This is a genomic window from Streptomyces avicenniae (assembly GCF_000719135.1).
Classification (GTDB): domain Bacteria; phylum Actinomycetota; class Actinomycetes; order Streptomycetales; family Streptomycetaceae; genus Streptomyces; species Streptomyces avicenniae.
On record NZ_JOEK01000009.1, the window covers coordinates 62,568 to 80,121 of the forward strand.

General features: G+C 74.3%; 16 protein-coding genes. 5 read left to right on the forward strand and 11 right to left on the reverse strand.

Annotation, left to right across the window (positions count from 1 at the left end):
• Positions 1-77: 77 nt before the first annotated feature.
• The 8 genes from IF27_RS15310 to IF27_RS15345 are packed head-to-tail and all read right to left on the reverse strand — an operon-like array spanning position 78 to position 9,147.
• Positions 78-1,031: a hypothetical protein gene (locus IF27_RS15310; RefSeq protein WP_052850146.1), complete on the reverse strand. Its 954-nt coding sequence runs from the start codon at positions 1,029-1,031 to the stop codon at positions 78-80.
• On the reverse strand, positions 1,028-2,131 hold the full coding sequence (locus IF27_RS15315) for a ring-opening amidohydrolase (RefSeq protein ID WP_052850147.1): 1,104 nt from the start codon (positions 2,129-2,131) through the stop codon (positions 1,028-1,030). Before IF27_RS15315 ends, IF27_RS15310 begins: the two co-directional genes overlap by 4 nt.
• Positions 2,128-3,552 carry an amidase gene (locus IF27_RS15320; RefSeq protein ID WP_052850148.1) on the reverse strand — a complete coding sequence of 475 codons (1,425 nt, stop codon included), beginning with the start codon at positions 3,550-3,552 and terminating at the stop codon, positions 2,128-2,130. The genes IF27_RS15315 and IF27_RS15320 overlap by 4 nt, the downstream gene beginning before the upstream one ends.
• 53 nt (positions 3,553-3,605) lie before the next feature.
• Positions 3,606-5,270 (reverse strand): ABC transporter substrate-binding protein, encoded by a 1,665-nt coding sequence (locus tag IF27_RS15325; protein WP_052850149.1) that lies wholly within the window; start codon positions 5,268-5,270, stop codon positions 3,606-3,608.
• Positions 5,260-6,309, reverse strand: coding sequence for an oligopeptide/dipeptide ABC transporter ATP-binding protein (locus tag IF27_RS15330; RefSeq protein ID WP_052850150.1), 1,050 nt, complete (start codon positions 6,307-6,309; stop codon positions 5,260-5,262). Before IF27_RS15330 ends, IF27_RS15325 begins: the two co-directional genes overlap by 11 nt.
• Entirely contained in the window at positions 6,306-7,169 is an 864-nt protein-coding gene (locus tag IF27_RS15335) for an ABC transporter ATP-binding protein (protein ID WP_052850151.1), read from the reverse strand. Before IF27_RS15335 ends, IF27_RS15330 begins: the two co-directional genes overlap by 4 nt.
• A complete protein-coding gene (locus IF27_RS15340; protein WP_052850152.1) occupies positions 7,166-8,059 on the reverse strand; it encodes an ABC transporter permease in 894 nt (297 codons plus the stop codon). Before IF27_RS15340 ends, IF27_RS15335 begins: the two co-directional genes overlap by 4 nt.
• Positions 8,056-9,147, reverse strand: coding sequence for an ABC transporter permease (locus IF27_RS15345; protein WP_110945931.1), 1,092 nt, complete (start codon positions 9,145-9,147; stop codon positions 8,056-8,058). The genes IF27_RS15340 and IF27_RS15345 overlap by 4 nt, the downstream gene beginning before the upstream one ends.
• A gap of 282 nt (positions 9,148-9,429) precedes the next feature.
• On the opposite strand from IF27_RS15345, the gene IF27_RS15350 reads away from it, so the two are divergent.
• The 4 genes from IF27_RS15350 (at position 9,430) to IF27_RS15365 (ending at position 13,505) form a co-directional block, all read left to right on the forward strand.
• Entirely contained in the window at positions 9,430-10,335 is a 906-nt protein-coding gene (locus IF27_RS15350) for an IclR family transcriptional regulator (RefSeq protein ID WP_110945932.1), read from the forward strand.
• 139 nt (positions 10,336-10,474) lie between these two features.
• Positions 10,475-10,918 (forward strand): hypothetical protein, encoded by a 444-nt coding sequence (locus IF27_RS15355; protein WP_052850154.1) that lies wholly within the window; start codon positions 10,475-10,477, stop codon positions 10,916-10,918.
• Positions 10,915-12,210, forward strand: a complete 1,296-nt coding sequence (locus tag IF27_RS15360) for a Zn-dependent hydrolase (protein WP_110945933.1) — start codon at positions 10,915-10,917, stop codon at positions 12,208-12,210. The genes IF27_RS15355 and IF27_RS15360 overlap by 4 nt, the downstream gene beginning before the upstream one ends.
• Before the next feature lie 35 nt (positions 12,211-12,245).
• Positions 12,246-13,505: a dihydroorotase gene (locus IF27_RS15365; protein ID WP_052850633.1), complete on the forward strand. Its 1,260-nt coding sequence runs from the start codon at positions 12,246-12,248 to the stop codon at positions 13,503-13,505.
• 111 nt (positions 13,506-13,616) lie between these two features.
• Here IF27_RS15365 and IF27_RS30335 read toward each other — a convergent pair whose 3' ends face one another.
• Both IF27_RS30335 and IF27_RS15375 read right to left on the reverse strand, forming a co-directional pair.
• Complete coding sequence (locus IF27_RS30335; RefSeq protein ID WP_190232978.1) at positions 13,617-14,051, reverse strand: transposase; 435 nt, start codon at positions 14,049-14,051, stop codon at positions 13,617-13,619.
• Positions 14,052-14,148: 97 nt separating this feature from the next.
• On the reverse strand, positions 14,149-15,084 hold the full coding sequence (locus IF27_RS15375) for a DMT family transporter (RefSeq protein ID WP_110945935.1): 936 nt from the start codon (positions 15,082-15,084) through the stop codon (positions 14,149-14,151).
• Here IF27_RS15375 and IF27_RS15380 point away from each other — a divergent pair.
• The gene (locus tag IF27_RS15380; RefSeq protein ID WP_110945936.1) at positions 15,083-16,519 is read left to right on the forward strand and encodes an aminotransferase-like domain-containing protein; all 1,437 of its coding nucleotides are present in this window, start codon (positions 15,083-15,085) and stop codon (positions 16,517-16,519) included. The genes IF27_RS15375 and IF27_RS15380 overlap by 2 nt on opposite strands.
• Before the next feature lie 18 nt (positions 16,520-16,537).
• Here IF27_RS15380 and IF27_RS15385 read toward each other — a convergent pair whose 3' ends face one another.
• The gene (locus tag IF27_RS15385) at positions 16,538-17,443 is read right to left on the reverse strand and encodes an ATP-grasp domain-containing protein (protein ID WP_052850157.1); all 906 of its coding nucleotides are present in this window, start codon (positions 17,441-17,443) and stop codon (positions 16,538-16,540) included.
• Between the last annotated feature and the right edge of the window lie 111 nt (positions 17,444-17,554).

A 17,554-nucleotide genomic window follows, 5' to 3' on the forward strand; every position in this document is an offset into this window, starting at 1 on the left:
AGGACGGCGCCGAGGCGCCGCGCGCCTGCCGCGTTCCCGGGGAAGGGGACGCGGCAGGTGGGGGGACGGTCGCTCGGTCAGGAGATGCCGAGGCGGTTCATCGCCACGCAGGCGAGGGCGACGTCGCAGGCGGCGACGCCCTGGACGACGCCGAGGATCGTCTCGTCCGGGTCCGTGCGGCCGGGCAGCAGACCGGCGGCCACGTCGGGCAGCGAACCGGTCAGCCGCTCGCGCAGGACCGCGGGCTCCATCCCGTCCGCGAGCCACGCCCCGATCGACCCGACCTCGCGGGCGTAGTCGAGGTCGTCCACGTACAGCCGGTCGGCCGTGCGGCCCGCGCCGGTGAGCACGTCGGCGGCCAGCTCGGCGCCGCCGCCGAGGCCGAGGACCGTGCCGCCGGGCAGCAGATGCCGCCCGTGCACCACGGGTTCACGCGAGGACGTGACGGCCACCAGGATGTCGGTGCCGGGCGCGGCGGCGTCCAGGTCGGTGCCCGCCGTGACCTGCACGCCGAGCCCGGCGGCCTCCGCGGCGAACTCCGCCGCCGACTCCGCCCGCCGCGCCACGACCCGTATCTCCCGCAGCGCGAACGCCTCCGCGAACACGGCGGGCATGAGACGGCCGATCCGCCCCGCGCCGACCACCGTCAGCACGCCGCTCTCGGGGCGGGCGAGCATCCGCGCCGCCACCGCGGCGGACGCCGCCGTCCGCAGCCGGTACAGCCAGCTCTCCTCGACGGCGACCAGCGGGCGGCCCGAGTCGGTCTCCAGCACGAGGCACCAGCTGTTGCGCCCGCCGGTGTGGGTGGGGGTGACGCGCACGCCCGCCACGCCGTACCGGTCGAGCAGCGCGCCCTTCAGGCTGAAGCCGTGCGGGACGCCGCCGAGCCGGGTGATCGTCGGGGACGACAGGGAGAGACGGGCCGAACCGAGGTCGGCCCATGCCCCCTCGACCGCCTCAAGCGCGTCGGCGACGGTGATGACCGAGCGGACGTCGGCGTCGGAGACCAGGGGGATGCCGGGCGCGGTCATGCCGTCTCCCCCGTCCCCGCCGCACCGGCGGCCCGCACGACGGCGACGCACAGGCCGCCGCCGTCGTGCGCCTGGTGCACCGAGTTGGCCGAGATGAACATCCGGCCGGTGCCGAGCACCGAGCCCGCGACGCCGCTCATGACGGTCCTGATGTGCTTGTCGGGGTCGATGTGGCTGGTGAGGACGGTGGTGCGGGCGCCGCGCAGCGTGCCGTCGTGCCGGTGGCCCGCCTTGACGAGCAGCGCGGCGACGCGGCCGGGGTCCGCGACGGTGCCGTCCGCCGTCAGCCCGGCCCCGGCTGCGGCCAGGACGCGGCGGATGCCGGGGGCGTCGAGGACGTCGTCCAGCAGCCCGGAGGCGATCCGCAGGTCGCCGCCGGCGCCTGGCCTGTTGCCCAGCACCAGCACCTCGACGCGCGCGGCCTCCGAGCTGGAGAAGACCATGGAGCGGCGCGAGAAGAGCGTCAGGTCGCGGCCGAAGGCGCCGGAGACGACGCGGGAGCGCTCGACCTCGCCCAGGGCGAGCGCGGCGCCGAGCGCGCCGACGGCCTTGGCCTCGGCGGAGGTGACGCGGGTGGGCTCGTCGTGGCCGACGAGCGGGGTCTTGACGATCGCGAGGGCCACCTGGTCGGGCGTCAGCCCTGCGTCGGCGACGGCGTCGGTCACGGCCTGCTCCGCCAGTGCGACGTGCTGCTGCGAGCCGATCTCACCGCCGCGCACGATGCGGCTGCGGCCGACGCCGAGGGCGAGCGTGCCGCCGCCTTCCGTCGCATCGGTGCCCACCGCGCCGTCGGTGCCGTCCGCGTCGTCGGTCAGGTCGGCGATGAGGTAGCCGAACGGCGTCATCGCGCCCTCGGCGCCCGTCGAGTGCAGGAACACCGAGCGCTCCAGCAGGCTCGCGCCGCCGTGCGCGAGGACGGCCTCCTCGGCGCGCCAGGCGGCGAGTTCGCGCGAGAAGTCGTTGACGTCGGCGTTGCCCTCGGTCTTCACCAGCAGGGCGAGGCGCCGGACGCGACCGGGGTCGAGCGCGCCGAGACGGTCCGTCAGTCCCGCGGTGTCGCCCGGCCCCGCGGTGTCGAAGGAGTCGATCCTGACTGTCATGCTGCGGTGCCTTTCGGGAGGTGACCGGTCGGGTCGGGCCAGCGGTCGGCCCAGCCGTGCGCGGTCTCGTAGTCGTGTGCGACCTTCAGCAGGGCCCGGTCGGCGCCGTAGGGGCCGATGAGCTGGAAGCCGATCGGCACCCCGGCGGCCGACGGCGGCCCCGGCAGGCTGACGGCGGGCACACCGGTGGCGTTCGCGATGCCGGTGAAGACCCGCTGGTACGGCGGGGCCAGCTCGTCGGCGGCCCAGGGCATGGCCCCGGCCACGGGGGTGAGGAGCAGGTCCGTGCCGGTGAAGAAGACGGCCAGCTCGGCGAACAGGTCGCGGAACGCGTCGAGCGCCGCGAGGTAGTCCGCCGCGGTCAGCGAGCGGCCGTGCTCCACCATCGGGGGGTAGATGTCGCCGACCCGCTCGCGCCAGTCCTCGTGCCCTGACATGAGCCAGGCGAGACCCGTGGTGCCGATGGTGCGCCAGTGGGCGTCGAAGCGGGCGAAGTCGAACGGGACGGGGCCGGTCTCGACCAGGTGGCCGAGGCCGGTGAGGCGGTTGGCCGCGGCGGCCAGGGAGGCGGAGATCTCCGGCTCCACCGGGTAGTCGCCGAAGCGGTCCACCAGCCGGATGCGCAGCGGGCGGCCGGTGGCGAGCGGCGTGTCGGGGACGCCGAGGGAGCGGCGGTCGCGCGGGTCGGGCCCGGCGACGTCGCCGAGCAGCGCGGCGAGGTCGCCGACCGTCCTGGCGACAGGGGCCACGACCTCCAGGTCGTGGAGCACCACCGGGAGGCCGTCATGACGGGCGACCCGCCCGGTGGTGGGCTTGAGGGCGGCGAGGCCGCAGTAGGAGGCGGGCCAGCGGATGGAGCCGCCGCCGTCCGTGCCCAGGGCCACCGGGCCGACGCCCGCGGCGACGGCCGCCGCGCCGCCGCCGGTGGAGGCGCCGGTGGTGAGGGCCGTGTTCCACGGGTTGCGGGTGGTGCCGTGCAGCAGGGTGCTGACGTTGCCGAGGCCGAGGGTGAACTCGGAGACGTTCGACTTGCCGAGGATGACCCAGCCCGCGCGGCGCAGGCGCGTGACGCACAGCTCGTCGCGCTCGGGCACGCGGTCCGCGTACAGGCGGCTCCCCCAGGCGCAGGGCAGGCCCGCGACCGGGATGTTGTCCTTCACGGTGAGCGGCACGCCGTCGTGCGGGCCGAGCGGGGTGCCGCGGCGCCAGCGCTGCGTGCTGTCCGCCGCCGCGCGGCGGGCGTCGTCGAACGCGCGGTACGCGAAGGCGTTGATCCGCCCCTCGACCTCCTCGGCGCGCGCGATCACCGCCTCGACGACGTCGGTGGGGGTGGTGGCGCCGGAGGCGTACGCGGCGGCGAGCCACCGTGCGGGACGGCGCCACAGCTCCTCGGGTGCCGGGCCGGGGCCCGGCGGCGGCACGGGCCGGGCGTGTGCCCGTCCTGCCGCCGACCGGGCCCCGGAGTGATCATCGGTCACTGTGCGGGCTCCAGTGTCCAGTAGAGGGTGAGGGGCTCGGGGGTGAAGGTCAGGCCGGTCACGCCCTGGGCCGAGACGAGGTTGCGGCCGGTGACGACCAGCGGGATGAAGGACGCGTCCTCGGCGGCGAGCTGCTGGATCTGCCGGTAGGCGTCCTCACGCTCGGGGCTGGGGGCGGCCATGGCGAACTCGTGCTGGAGGTCGTCGATCTCCGCGATGCTGGTGCGCGGGAAGTTGACGACGCCGCCGGTGACGCTCCACAGCTTGACCGGGGTCTTGGCGTCCTCGACGTAGGTGGACAGGCTGCTCAGGACGATGCCGTCGTCCGGGGCCCCGGCCGAGTCGGCGGTGGCGCGGCCGATGATCGAGGTGATGATCGCGGCCGAGGTCTGCGGCTGGAGCGTCACGTTGATGCCGATGGGCTCCAGGGCGCTCTTGATGAGCTGCGCGGCGGTGGCGAAGTCCGCGTTGTCGCTGGGGTAGCGCAGGGTGGTGGTGATGTCGGGGTTACCGGCCTCGTCCATCAGCTCCTGGGCGCGCCCGGCGTCGCCGTACGCCTCCCAGGCCGGCTCGTAGCCCGCGGCGCTCTCGGCGACGTAGGAGACGGCGCGCTCGGCCTCGCCGTAGTAGACGGTGTCGAGGATCTGGTCGTACGGCAGGGCCTCGGCGACCGCGCGGCGCACCAGCGGGTCGGTGAAGGGACCGGTGTCCGAGGCGATCTGGACGAACAGGTAGCTGGGGGTGTTGGCGTGCTCGACGCGGAAGCCCGCCTCGCCCAGGTCCTGGGCGTCGCGCGGGCTGATGCCGTACTGCGCGATGTTGACGCTGCCGCCGCGCAGGAGCGAGGCGACGTTGCCGTCGTTGCTGACCCGCAGGTTGACCCCGGCGAAGGCGGCGGGGTTCACCACCGCGTCGGGCACGGCGGCGAGGTCCAGGGACTGGCCGGGCTGGCGGCCCTCGACGTAGTACGGGCCGGAACCGGCGACGTTCTCCTTCAGCCAGTCGGCGGCGATCGGGTCCTCGTCGGTGGCGTGCTCCAGGGCGGCGGCCGAGTCGATCACGCCGTACCAGCAGGTGCGGAGCGTGGCGATGTTGACCTCGCTCGCGGGGACCGGCTCGCCCTCGGCGTCCTGGTAGCTGATGGCGACGTGGGTGTCGTCGGGGGCGGTGATCTGGTCGGCCTCGAAGACGCCGCTGTTGTTCAGCTCGACGGCGCCGTTCAGTTCGAGGGCGCGCTGGAGCGACCACACGACGTCGGCCGAGGTCAGCGGGTTGCCGCTGGGGTGGAACGTCACGTCGTCGCGGAGCGTGAAGGTGACGGTGTCACCCTCGATCTCCCAGGACTCGGCGAGGGCGGGGGCGGCGGCCAGGCCGTCGGAGACCGCGTACCCGTCCTCCTCGACCGTCTCGTAGCCCACCAGGTTCTGGTAGACGTTCATCGCCAGTTCTTTGTCCTGGTCGGTGTTGACGTTGCCCGGGTCCATGGTGGAGATGTCGCTCGGCCAGGCGGCCACGAGCGTGTCGGGCGCCGCCGCCGAGCCCTGCCCGCCGGTGCCGCCGCCGCCCGAGGACGACGACGAACAGGCGCCGAGCAGTGCGGTGACGGTGACCGCGGCGGCACACGCCAGCAGGCGCGTGCGGCGCGGGGAGTCACTGGTCATGGTGGTCTTCCTTGTCTCTTCGCGCATCCGCCAGGTCCGCGCTGACCTGCCGGTGGATGACGGGACAGGCGGCCTCGTGGGTGCCGCCGAAGGGCAGTTGTGGGGGACGCCCGGCCGTGCACGACTCCTCCGCCAAGGGGCAGCGGGGGGCGAGTGCGCAGCCGGGGAGCACCTCGAACGGTCCGGGGTTCTCGCCGGTGAGCCGGATCGTCCTGGTGTGTCCGCCGTGCTGGGCCACGGGGGCCGCGTCCAGCAGTGCGCGGGTATAGGGGTGGGCGGGGTTGGTCAGGACCTCGTCGGTCGTCCCGGACTCGACGACGCGCCCGGCGTACATGACCTGCACGCGGTGGGCGATGCGCCGTACGGCCTGGAGGTCGTGGGAGATCAGCAGGTAGGCGATGCCCTGCTCGCGCTGGAGCCGCGCGAGCAGGTCGAGGACGACGCCGCGGGTGGAGGCGTCGAGGGAGGCCGTCGGCTCGTCGAGGATGACGGCCTTGGGCTGCACGGCGAGCGCGCGGGCGATGCCGATGCGCTGCCGCTGGCCGCCGGAGAGTGCGGCGGGCAGCCGGTCGAGGACGGTCTCGGGCAGCTCGACGGAGGCGAGCAGTTCCTTGATGCGGCGGTCGCGGTCGGCGGCGGGCATCTTCAGGTGGAGGCGCAGCGGTTCGTCGAGGATGGAACGGACGCGCTGGCGCGGGTCGAGGGAGCCGCGGGGGTCCTGGAACACCATCTGGAGTTCGCGGTAGACCTCGCGGCGGTCGCGGCGGTCGGCGACGGGCCGCCCGCCGAGGGTGACCTCGCCCGACGTGGGCGGGACGAGCCGCAGGATGCTGCGGGCCAGGGTGGACTTGCCCGAGCCGCTCTCGCCGACGATGGCGAGGGTCTCGCCTGGCCGCAGCGTGAGGGACACCTCGTCCACGGCGTGCAGGGTGTGGCGTCGGCCGCGGCTGCGCAGCGTGAAGTCGGTGCGCAGGTCGGCGACGGTGAGGACCGGTTCGGCCTCGGCGTGGTCGCGGGTGGTCTCCGCGGTCGTGCTCATGTCGGGCTCCCCGGGGCTTCGTCGATGCGGTTGGCCGCGAGCAGGGTCCGCGCGTAGGCGGACTCGGGTGCGCGGAAGAACGCCTCGGCGGCGGCCTCCTCGACGACCCGGCCGTGGCGCATGACGATCACGCGGTCGCAGGTCTCGCCGACGACGCCGAGGTCGTGGGTGACCAGGCAGGCGGTGAGGCCGTCCTGCCGTGCCAGCTCCACGACCAGCTCCATCACGTCGGCCTGCGTGGTGACGTCGAGGCCGGTCGTGGGCTCGTCCAGGAGCATGAGCCGGGGGCGGCAGAGCAGGGCCATGGCGATCATCGCCCGCTGCGCCATGCCGCCGGAGAACTGGTGCGGGTACTGCGCCATGCGGCGGCGGGGGTCGGGGATGCGGACGCGCGCCAGGGTGTCGGCGACCAGTTCCTCGGCCTCCTTGCGCCCCACGCCCCGGTGGAGCCGGGCGACGGCGGCGAGCTGCCGTCCGACGGTGAGCACCGGGTTGAGGGAGGAGCGCGCGTCCTGGAAGACCATGGCGATCTGGTTGCCGCGCAGTTCGCGGTAGCCGTCCTCGCCGAGGCCGATCAGTTCGCGGCCGTCGAAGCGGACGGAGCCCTGGACGGCCAGCCCCGGCGGCATGAGGCCCATGACGGTGAGGACGGACAGCGACTTGCCGCTGCCGGTCTCGCCGACGACGGCGGTGATGCCGCCGCGCGGCACGTCGAAGGTGACGTCGTGCAGGACCTGCGTGCTGCCGTGCGCGGTGTGGAAGGCGCCGGAGAGGCCGGTGACGCTGAGCAGGGGGCCCGTGTCGTCGCCGGGGGCGGGGGCCGCGCCGGTCCTGGGCGCGCTGGTGGTCTTGCCGGTCATCGGTGGTCCTCCCGGTCGGTCAGGCCGTCGCCGATCAGGTAGAAGGCCGTGGCGAGCAGGAGGATGCCGAGGCCGGGGAAGAGGGAGATCCAGTAGGAGTCGGGGGACGTCCTGCCGCCCGCGATCATGGATCCCCACTCGGGGCTGCCCGGCTCGATGCCGACGCCGACGAAGCCGAGGCTGGAGACGACGATGGCCACCCAGGCGGCGTTCACGGCCGCGTAGGAGATCAGCGGCATGATGCCGTTGGGGACGAGGTGGCGGGCGAGGACGCGGGGTCCGCTGTTGCCCGCGAGGATCGCCGCGTCCGTGAACTCCCAGGACTTGCGGGCCCGTACCTCGGCGCGCAGCAGGCGCAGGTAGCCGGGGAGGCCGACGAAGGCGACCACCACGATCACGTTGATCAGCCCGGAGCCCAGCGTGGTGACGAGCAGCAGGGCGAGCAGCAGCGCGGGGAAGGACTGGAGGATCTCGGTGCCGCGCATGATGACGGCGTCGGCCCAGCCGCCCCAGTAACCGGCGACGGCGCCCAGGACGCTGCCGACGACGAACGCGATGGCGACGGCGACGACGGTCAGCCACAGGTCGGTCCAGGTGGCGGCGAGCGTCTTGGAGAAGACGTCGGAGCCCGCCTGGTCGGTGCCGAACCAGTGGTCGCCGCCCGGTTCGAGGAAGGGCAGGCCGACGCCTGGTGCCTCGGGGTCGAAGGGCGTCCATATCTGCCCGACCGCCGCGGTGACCACCAGCAGCACCATGAGGGCGCAGCCGAGGAGCAGCGTGATCGGCTGCCCGGCGAGGCGGCGCTTGCGTGCGGGGGCCGCGGGGATGTCGGCGGCGGGCCCCGGCGGTGCGACCGGGTCGGCGGCGGGTATCGGGGTGGGTGCGGTCATGAGCGCGTCCTCGGGTCGGCCAGCGAGTGGGCGAGATCGACCAGGGCGTACAGGACCACGTAGATGATCGCGGCGTAGAGCACGAATCCCTGGAGTGCGGGGAAGTCGGACTGCTCGACCGCGGTGAGCGCGTACTGGCCGATGCCGGGCCAGCCGAAGACGCCCTCGACGAGCACGGCGCCGGTGAAGGCGAAGGCCACACCACCGGCGATCATCGTGATGACGGGGAGCAGCGCGTTGCGCAGGGCGTGGCCGCGGTAGACGGTGGACCGTCCGAAGCCGTAGGCGTGGGCGGTCCTCACGTACTCGCTGCGCAGGGCCTCGACCATCCCCGACCGCGCGACGCGGGTGATGGGGGCGAAGATGCCGCAGGCGAGGACGGCGCAGGGCAGGATCAGCTGGTCGATGGCCTGGCGGGCCGTCTCCCACTGACCGGCGATGACCGCGTCGATCACGTAGCTGCCGGTGACCTCAGGGGGTATCTGCGCGCCGACGGGCAGCCTGCCGAGCGGTCCTGGGAGCCAGCCGAGCTGCACGTAGAACAGGGACAGCAGCACGAGGCCCAGCCAGAACTGGGGCATGGCGAGCGCGATCACGGTGACGATGCGGATCGCGTGGTCGAGGAGACGTCCGCGGCGTACGGCGCTGATGACGCCGAGCGCGGTGCCGAGCACGATGCCGACGATCAGCGCGGGGACGGCCAGTTCGAGCGTGGCGGGGAGCCTGCTCATCAGGTCGTCGGTGACGGCGCGGCCGGTGCCGAACGAGGTGCCCAGGTCGCCGGTGATCAGGTCCCGGAGGTAGATGACGTACTGCTCGGCCACCGAGCTGTCGAGGCCGAGGTCGGCCCTCACCGCGTCCTGTGCCTCCTGGGTCGCTCCCGGCGGGACCAGCAGTCCGATGGGGTCGGGTGCCACGACACGTGCGACGACGAACGTGAACGTGACGACACCCCAGACCACGAGCAGCGCGCCTCCCAGCTTGCGGGCCGCCATGAGCAGCGCGCCGCGTGGCAGACGTCCTCGGGAACGTTCCCGGGGCCGGGCGGCGGCTGGTGGTGCGGGGACCACGACGCCAGAGTCGGCCATAAATCCTCCTCCCTTGGTTTCGTGAGCGGTTTCCGCGAGACGGAAACTTCACTTCCGCTGTGCGGATGCGCCAGTATTGGGACGCGTTGTTCGGCATGTCAAGGGTTGTCGAGGTGCTGACCTGCTTTGTTATGTCGGCTTCGCCCGCCCCAAGGGGGACCGGCATTGACAGGGACGCCCGCGTGCTTTGATACTCCAGGACACGGAATCGAGGTGTTGATTCTGTGTTACGGAAACCCGTTGGCGGTAACAACGGCGAAACCGAGGGGATGGGGTCACTCCATGGAGAAGACCGGCACCGACAGGTCCGGGTCGGACAAACCCATGCACGTGGTGGTGCGGGCGCTCTCGGTGCTCTCGCATCTCGCCGCCTACCGGCAGGGCCTGACCCTGCAACAGCTGCACCAGCAGCTGGAGATCCCGGTGGGCAGCATGCACCGCGTCATGAGCACCCTGGAGCACACCGGCTTCGTCAGCCGCTCCCCCACCACCAAGCGGTACGTGCTGGGCCCCGGCGCGCTCGCGCTCGGACACGTCAACGACTACGAGCCGTTCGTCATCCAGCCCCCGGCACCCCTGGTGGACGCCGAGCGGCAGTGCGGCGAGACGGTGGTCCTCACCCAGCTCATCGACGGCCGCGTGGTGGCGGTGTCGATAGCGGGCACCAAGCGCCCGCTGCGGCTGTTCGTGCGGCTCGGGCAGGAAGTGCCGCTGCACGCGGCGGCGTCGGCCCGCGCGATCCTCGCGCACCAGGACCCGGCGTTCGTCGAGATGCTGCTGACGTCCTACCCGCGCGCGCCGTTCACCTCGGGCACCCTGCGGGAGATCAACCGGCTCATCGACCACCTCGCGCTGGTGCGCGAGCGCGGGTTCGACGTCTGCGACAACGAGTTGGACGAGGGCGTGTGGGCCGTGTCCGCGCCGGTGCGCACCGGCCCGGCCGGGCGGGTCAGTTCGGCCGTGACGGTGTGCGCCGCCTGGTCGAGGATCGCCGACCCCGCCGACCGCGCCACGGCGGCGCGCGTCGTCCTGGACACGGCGCAGGCGCTCTCCCGCGACTCCGGCTACTCGGGGCCCTTCACGCCCGACCCCGGCGTGGAGGAACTCGCCGCGCTGCTCGACGGGGACGCGGCCACGGCGGGCGCGTTCCCCGGGACGGTGCCCGCGCCCGGCGGCGAACGGCTGTGACCGCGCCGCCCCAAGACCTGCCGCCGCGGACGCCGGACGAGGTGTCCCGCCCACTCCCGGGCACCGGCCGACGCGGCGGCAGCTTCTCCCCGGGCGGCCCGCCCGCCCGGGGCACCGCCTGACCCGAGAGGAGAGCAGCATGTCCCCGTCCCCCAGCACCGGCTCGAAACCCTCGTCCCCGCCGGGACCGCCCGGCACGGCGCTCCGTGAGGACGACCCGGCCGCCGTCGAGCGCGCGGGCGCCGCCCTCGCGGAGCTGGCCGCCCGGTACACGCCCGCGGCCGTGGTCAGCCCGGACGCCACCACCGACGTGCTGCTCGCCCACGTCGTCGCCCGCACGCTCGGCGTACGGCGGCACGTGGTGGTCGCCGACCTCGGGCGGCTCATCGTCGAGGACCTGACACCCGGGACGCGCGCGGTGCTCGTCACCCTCGGCGACCCGGACGGCGAACTGCCGCGCCTGGTCCGCGCGGTGACGAGTCACGGCGGAGAGGTGGCGGCGGTCTGCTCGCTCACCCCGCCGCCCGCGGACGCCGCCCGCCCGGAAGACGTCGATGTCGTGCACCCAGGAGAACGCTCATGACCACAGAAGCCGAGTCAGGCACCCCAGGCGCCCCCCGCGCGGCGGGTCCGGAGGGCGGCGTGGACGCCAGCCGGATAGCCGCGCACCTGGCGACGTTCGCCGACCTCACCGAGCCGGGCCCCGGCTGCACGCGGCTGGCCTTCAGCCCGCTGGAGCGCCGGGCCCACGCCGTCTTCGCCCGCCACATGGCCGACCTCGGCCTGTCGGTCGGCACCGACCACGCGGGCAACACCGTCGCCGAACTCCCCGGCACGGGCGAGCCGCGCGCGATCGGGACCGGCTCGCACCTCGACACCGTGCCGAGCGGCGGCGGGTTCGACGGCATCGTGGGCGTCGTCTCCGCGATGGAGGTCGCCGAGGTCATGGTGCGCAGCGGCACGCCGCACCGCAGGCCGTGGCGGTTCGTCGCGTTCGCGGCCGAGGAGGGCGCGCGGTTCGGGCAGGCGTGCAACGGCAGCCGGATGGCCGCCGGGCTGACGTCGTCGGCCGACCTGTCCGGCTTCACGGACCGGGACGGCGTGACGATGGCCGACGCGATGGCCGGTGTCGGCCTGCGCCCCGACCTGGTGGACCGCTCGCGCTGGCGGGCCGAGGACTGGTTCGCGTTCGTCGAACTGCACATCGAGCAGGGCGAGGTGCTGCGCTCGCGCGGCCTGGACGTCGGCGTCGTGGACGTCATCTCCGGCAGCACCAGGCTGCGCGTGCGGGCGACGGGCCGCGCCACCCACTCGGGCGGCACGCCGATGCACCTGCGGCGTGACGCCATGGTGGTGGCCGCCGAGTGCGTCGTGCTGGGCGACCGGATCGCGCGCGACCCCGCGCGCCGCGGGGTGCGGGTCACGGTCGGCAGGCTCACCGTCGAGCCCGGCTCGATCACGACGATCCCCGGCGAGGTCGAGTTCTTCGTGGACGTGCGGGACGTGGACCCGGTGCGCCAGCGGGAGACCGCCCGCGTGCTGGCCCAGGAGTTCGCGGCCGTCGCCATGGCGCGCGGCGTCGAACTGGTGACCGAGACGATCGCCGACACGCCGCCCGTGACGCTCCCCGACTGGGTCGCCGACCACGCGCGCGCCGCCTCGGACGGCCTCGGCCTGCCCTACCAGGTGCTGCCCAGCGGCGCGAGCCACGACATCCAGCAGATCGGGCACATTATCCCCGCCGGGCTGCTGTTCGTGCCGAGCGAGGCCGGACTCAGCCACTCCCCCGACGAGTTCACGCCCACCGAGCAGATCGTGCCGGGCGTGCGCGTCCTGCTGCGTACGCTGCTGCGCCTGGACGAGGCCGACCGGTGACGGTGTCCGCGCCCGGCGGCGGCTCGCCCTGGTGGCTGGCGGACGTCGCCGTCCCCGGGCGGGACGGGGCCTTCGACCTGCGCGTCGCGGACGGGCGGATCACCGACATCCGCCCCGCCACCGGGCGGCCCGCGCCGGGCGAGCACGTCGCCCTCACCGGCGGCACGGTGCTGCCCGGCCTGGTCGATCTCCACACCCACCTGCGCGAACCGGGCGGCGAGGAGGCGGAGACCCTGCGCACCGGCGCCCGCGCCGCGGCGGCCGGGGGCTTCACCGACGTGTTCGCCATGGCCAACACCACGCCCGTCACGGACACGGCGGAGCGCGTCGCCGAACTGCGCCGCCGCGCCGAGGGCCTTGGCGTGCGGCTGCACCCGGTCGGCGCGGCCACGGTCGGGCTCGCCGGGCGCGAGACGGTGGACGTGGACGCGCTGGCCGACGCGGGCGTGACGCTCTTCTCGGACGACGGCCGCTGCGTGGACGACGACGGCCTGGTCCTCGACCTGCTCACCGGCATGGCCAGGCGCGGCACGGCGTTCGCGCAGCACGCGCAGAGCGGCGCGATCGTGCGGGACGGCGTCGTGAACGCGCCGGTGGCGCCGCTGCTCGGCGTGCCCGGCTGGCCCGCGGCCGGGGAGGAGGCGGTGATCGGCCGGGACCTGGCGCTCGTCGCGGCGACCGGCGGACGGCTGCACGTCTGCCACGTCTCCACGGCGGGCAGCGTGGCCCTCGTCAGGGCGGCGAAAGCGGCGGGACTGCCCGTCACGGCCGAGGTGACGCCGCACCATCTCGTCCTCGGTGACGAGCACGCCGTACGGCACGGGCCCGCGATGAAGGTGAACCCGCCGCTGCGCGCGGCCGAGGACATCGCGGCGGTGCGCGCGGCGCTGCGGGACGGCACGATCGACATCGTCGCCACCGACCACGCGCCGCATCCAGCGCGGACGAAGACCGGTTCGTGGCAGAGCGCCGCGTTCGGCCTCACCTCGCTGGAGACGGCGCTGCCGGTCACGGCCGAGGTGTTCACGGACGGGCGGACCGGAACGGTGGACTGGGAGGCCGTCGGCGCGGTACTGTCCGCCCGCCCGGCCGTGATCGGCCGGATCGACGGGACCGCCGGACGGCCGGTCTCCGTCGGCGAGCCCGCGACGTTCTGCGTCGTCCGCGCCGAGCACTGGCGGGCCGCACCGGACACCTGGCACAGCAGGTCGGCCAACTCGCCGTTCCACGGGCGCGACTTCGGCCACCGCGTCGTCCTCACGGCCCTGGCGGGCCGGGTGACGCACGCGGCGTGAGAACCGTGCCCGGTGGGCCCTGGTCCCCGTCCGGTCGTCAACGGCGACGCACCGGCCGGGGGTCAGGGCCCACCGGGTCCCCGCCAGGCCAGGCGTCAGGACGCCGCCACCTCAGCCGCTGCTCCGGCCCCTCCTCAGCGTGACGGAGGAGATGGCGAGCAGGGACCAGCGCGCGGCCTCGCACTCGCCCATCCGGTCCACGACGCTCTGGTGCAGGCGCGGCCAGACGTGGGCCCGGCTCCATTCGGCGTACCGGCGGTAGACGGTCGGCCAGCAGGGCCCGAAGCCCGGCGGCAGCTGCCGCCAGGTGCATCCGGCGCTCGCCACCAGGAAGATCGCCGCCAGCACCTCCCGGTCGTCGGCCCTGCGACGGCCGCCGCCCTGCGGGCGGCTGACGACCGTCGGGGGCACGACCTCGCGGAAGAGGCTCCACAGTTCGTCGGGGACCAGACGTTCGACGAGTCCGGACGCACCTCGTCGTGCCTCGGGAGAGGCGGCGGGGGCCCGTCCCGGGGAAGCGGTTGTCGGGATGCGGTTGGAGGACACACGAATCCTCTCACCGGCTCGGCGGGGCAGCCGGGAACAGTGGGCACGCGTGACGCGGCCACGGGGACGGCGGGCAGGCGGGATCAGGGGCGCCCGGTCAGGACGTCCGGGCACGCTGGGTCACGACGATGCAGGCGAGCACCACCGCCGCGGTGAGGGGCACGGTGGCGGTCAGGCGCTCGCCGAGCAGGAGCACCGCCCACACGAGCGTCAGCAGCGGCTGGGCGAGCTGGAGTTGGCTGGCACGCACCACCCCGATCAGGCCCATGCCCTTGTACCAGACGACGAAGCCACCGAACTGGGAGACGGCGGCGATGTAGGCCATGCCGCCGACGGCCTGGGCGGTCAGGTGCACCGGCTCCTGCGGCAGCGCCACCACGGACACCAGCAGGTTGACGGGGGCGGCGAGCGTCACCCCCCAGGCGATGACGTGCCAGCCCGGCATGCGGGCCGAGAGTCGGCCGCCCTCGGCGTAACCGGCCGCGCAGACCAGCAGGGCCGCGAAGAGGTAGAGGTCGGCGAGGCTCGGGCGGCCGTGGTTCTGCGAGAGCGTGAAGGCGATGACGGTGGCCGCGCCGGTACCGGCGGCGGCCCAGAACACCTTCGAGGGACGGCGCCCGGTACGGAGGGCGGAGATGCACGCCGTGGCCATCGGCAGCGCCCCTATGACGACCGCAGAGTGTGCCGTCGATGAGGTCTGGAGCGCCAGGGTCGTCAGCAGCGGGAACCCGATGGCGCAGCCACCGGCGACGACGGCGAGGGCGGCCCGGTCGGAACGGGCCGGGAGGGGGGCCCGGGTCAGCAGGAGCGCCGCGAGGGCGAGGGCGGCGGCCAGCACGCCGCGGACCCCTGTGGCGCTCCAGGGGCCGAAGCCCTCCAGGGCCCAGACGGTCCCGGGGAAGCTGAAGGAGAAGCTGAGGACGCCGAGGGCGGCGAAGAGGGTGCCGTCCCGCATCGCCGACGGTCGCGGGGACGTGCGTGCCGACGATGGCGCTATTGGGGCGCTGACGATAGCGCTACGATCAGGTGTCATGAATCACGATAGCAGTGCGCAGGTGGTGGCCGCCGTTCTCGCGAAGGAGATCGAGGACCAGCCGGCGGGGACGCGGATCGCCACGCACCGCGCACTGGTACGCCGTTTCGGGGTGAGTGCCACCACCGTCTCCGAGGCGCTGGCGCAGCTCGCCGCACGGGGCCTCATCGCCTCACGCCCGGGTGCCGGGACCTTCCGCACCGAGACGCGGCCGGTGACCCGTCCTGGCGACACGTCCTGGCAGGAGGCGGCCCTCGAACTGACCCACAACATCGACTCGGCGACCGGCACCACCCGCAGGTACAAGGCGCCCGCCCTGCTGGGCGCGCTCGCCTCCCCAGGGCCCGACGTCGTTGACCTCAACGGGGGGTATCTGCACCCGGGGCTCCAGCCGCTCGCCCACCTCGGCACCGCGCTCTCCCGCGCCGCCCGGCGCCCCGAGGCGTGGAACCGCCCGCCCGCCGGTGGGGTGCCGGAGCTGCGGGACTGGTTCGCGGCCGACATCGGCGGCGGTCTGGGGCGGCACGACATCCTCGTCTGCGGCGGCGGGCAGAGCGCCCTCGCGACGACCCTGCGCGCGCTCGGCCAGCCGGGCGATCCCGTGGTCATCGAGTCGCCCACCTACCCCGGCACCATGGCCGCCGCGCACGCCGCAGGACTGCGGACCATCCCGGTCCCCCTGGACGCGGAGGGGATGCGCCCCGACTACCTCGACGACGCCCTCACCCGTACCCGGGCCCGTGTCGTCATCGTCCAGCCGCTGTTCCAGAACCCCAGCGGGGCCAGTCTTCCGGCGCACCGGCAGCAGGCGATCCGCGACATCGCCAGGCGGCACGGGGCGTTCGTCGTCGAGGACGACTTCGCCCGTCACCTGGGGCACGCCGACGCCGGGCCGACACCACCCCCGCTGATCGCCGACGACCCGGACGGCACGGTCGTCCACATCCGTTCGCTCACGAAGGTGGCCTCGCCCAACCTGCGCGTCGGCGCGCTCGCCGCCCGCGGGCCGGTGATGGCACGGCTGCGCTCGGCCCACGTCGTGGACACCATGTTCGTGCCCGCGCCGCTGCAGTACACCGTGCTTGAGCTGGTGACGGCACCGGCCTGGCGGCGTTCCCTGGCGGCCCTCGCCACGGCGCTGGAGCACCGGCGGAAGGTCGCCGTCGCCGCGGTGACGGCGACCTTCGGACCCGACGCCCTGACGGTCAGGCCGCGGGGCGGCTACCACCTGTGGGTGTCGCTCCCCGGCCACCTCGACGGCGCGGAGTTCGCGGCGGCGGCCCTGGTCGGCGGCGTCGCCGTCACCCCGGGAGACCACTACTACCCCGTGGACAGCAGCGCCCCGCACTTCCGGCTCAGCTACGTGGGGGCGCCGTCGGCGGCGGACGTTGACGACGCGGTCCGCCGCCTCGCGCCGCTCCTCGCCGAGGGGTGACGGCCCGCGGCGGACGCCTCAGCGCGGGCGGGCGAGCCGGGCCGCCATCGCCTCGGCGAACCGCGTGGCACCGGCCTCGGCGAACGGCAGGCTGAGCGACGGCTCGCACAACTCGGCCTCCAGCACGAGCGGTTCGCCCCCACTCCCCCGCACCAGGTCGATGCGGCCGTACAGCAGCGGCTGGTCCAGGCGCAGATGCGCGGCGGCGGCGTCGAGAACGGCGGAGGCGACGGCGCGCTCGCCCTCGTCGGCGTCACGCGCCTGACGGAACTCCATCAGGGGGACGTTGACCGTGCCGTCCGCCGCCAGCATCGCGCTCTTGCGTATCGCGTGGCTGTACGTGCCGTCGAAGTAGATGAGATCGGTCTCGCCCTCCAGGTCGATCGCGTCGAGGTAGGGCTGCACCATGACCTCGCTTCCCTTCGCCAGCAGACCGGCGGCGTAGTCGGCCGCCTCGGCGTGCCGCGCGCGGGGGAAGCGCCGTACGCCCAGGGAGTAGGCGCCGACTGTCGGCTTCACCACCACCTCCGCGGCCTCGGGGTGCGCGGCCTGGAACTCCCGCAGCGTCCGCGACGGATCGGCGTCCCGGCCAAGGAAGGTGGTGGGCACCACCGGCACGCCGTGCGCGGCGAGATCGGCCAGGTAGTGCTTGTCCAGGCTCCAGCGCACCACCGGCAGGGGGTTCAGCAGCCGCGTCGCGGCGTCCACCCGCTCGCACCACGCCAGGAACTCAGGCAGCTGCTCCACGTACGTCCACGGGGAACGCAGGACGACGGCGCCGAAGCGTGACCAGTCGATGTCCGGGTCGTCCCAGGCGCACACCTCGGTCTTCAGGCCCGCTTCGCGGCACGCCTCCAGCAGGAGCGTCATGTCGTGGTCGATGGGGAGGCTGGTCTCGTCGGTTGCCAGGCAGAGGGGAGCCATGCGGGCCGTCCTTGGAGAGAGGTGGGACGAGGGCGGGCCACACCTCGCGGGCGTGGCCAGGCCGGGGCGCTGTCGGGAGAGCGCTACGGCGCGGTGGGGTCTTTCGCGAGA

Excerpts from the sequence above, each read along its gene's own strand:
- IF27_RS15340 (WP_052850152.1), bottom strand. The coding sequence starts at position 8,059 with ATGACCGCACCCACCCCGATACCCGCCGCCGACCCGGTCGCACCGCCG.
- IF27_RS15325 (WP_052850149.1), bottom strand. The coding sequence starts at position 5,270 with ATGACCAGTGACTCCCCGCGCCGCACGCGCCTGCTGGCGTGTGCCGCC.
- IF27_RS15380 (WP_110945936.1), top strand. The coding sequence starts at position 15,083 with ATGAATCACGATAGCAGTGCGCAGGTGGTGGCCGCCGTTCTCGCGAAG.
- IF27_RS15315 (WP_052850147.1), bottom strand. The coding sequence starts at position 2,131 with ATGACAGTCAGGATCGACTCCTTCGACACCGCGGGGCCGGGCGACACC.
- IF27_RS15310 (WP_052850146.1), bottom strand. The coding sequence starts at position 1,031 with ATGACCGCGCCCGGCATCCCCCTGGTCTCCGACGCCGACGTCCGCTCG.
- IF27_RS15360 (WP_110945933.1), top strand. The coding sequence starts at position 10,915 with ATGACCACAGAAGCCGAGTCAGGCACCCCAGGCGCCCCCCGCGCGGCG.
- IF27_RS15345 (WP_110945931.1), bottom strand. The coding sequence starts at position 9,147 with ATGGCCGACTCTGGCGTCGTGGTCCCCGCACCACCAGCCGCCGCCCGG.
- IF27_RS15335 (WP_052850151.1), bottom strand. The coding sequence starts at position 7,169 with ATGACCGGCAAGACCACCAGCGCGCCCAGGACCGGCGCGGCCCCCGCC.
- IF27_RS15355 (WP_052850154.1), top strand. The coding sequence starts at position 10,475 with ATGTCCCCGTCCCCCAGCACCGGCTCGAAACCCTCGTCCCCGCCGGGA.
- IF27_RS15350 (WP_110945932.1), top strand. The coding sequence starts at position 9,430 with ATGGAGAAGACCGGCACCGACAGGTCCGGGTCGGACAAACCCATGCAC.
- IF27_RS15385 (WP_052850157.1), bottom strand. The coding sequence starts at position 17,443 with ATGGCTCCCCTCTGCCTGGCAACCGACGAGACCAGCCTCCCCATCGAC.
- IF27_RS15375 (WP_110945935.1), bottom strand. The coding sequence starts at position 15,084 with ATGACACCTGATCGTAGCGCTATCGTCAGCGCCCCAATAGCGCCATCG.
- IF27_RS15330 (WP_052850150.1), bottom strand. The coding sequence starts at position 6,309 with ATGAGCACGACCGCGGAGACCACCCGCGACCACGCCGAGGCCGAACCG.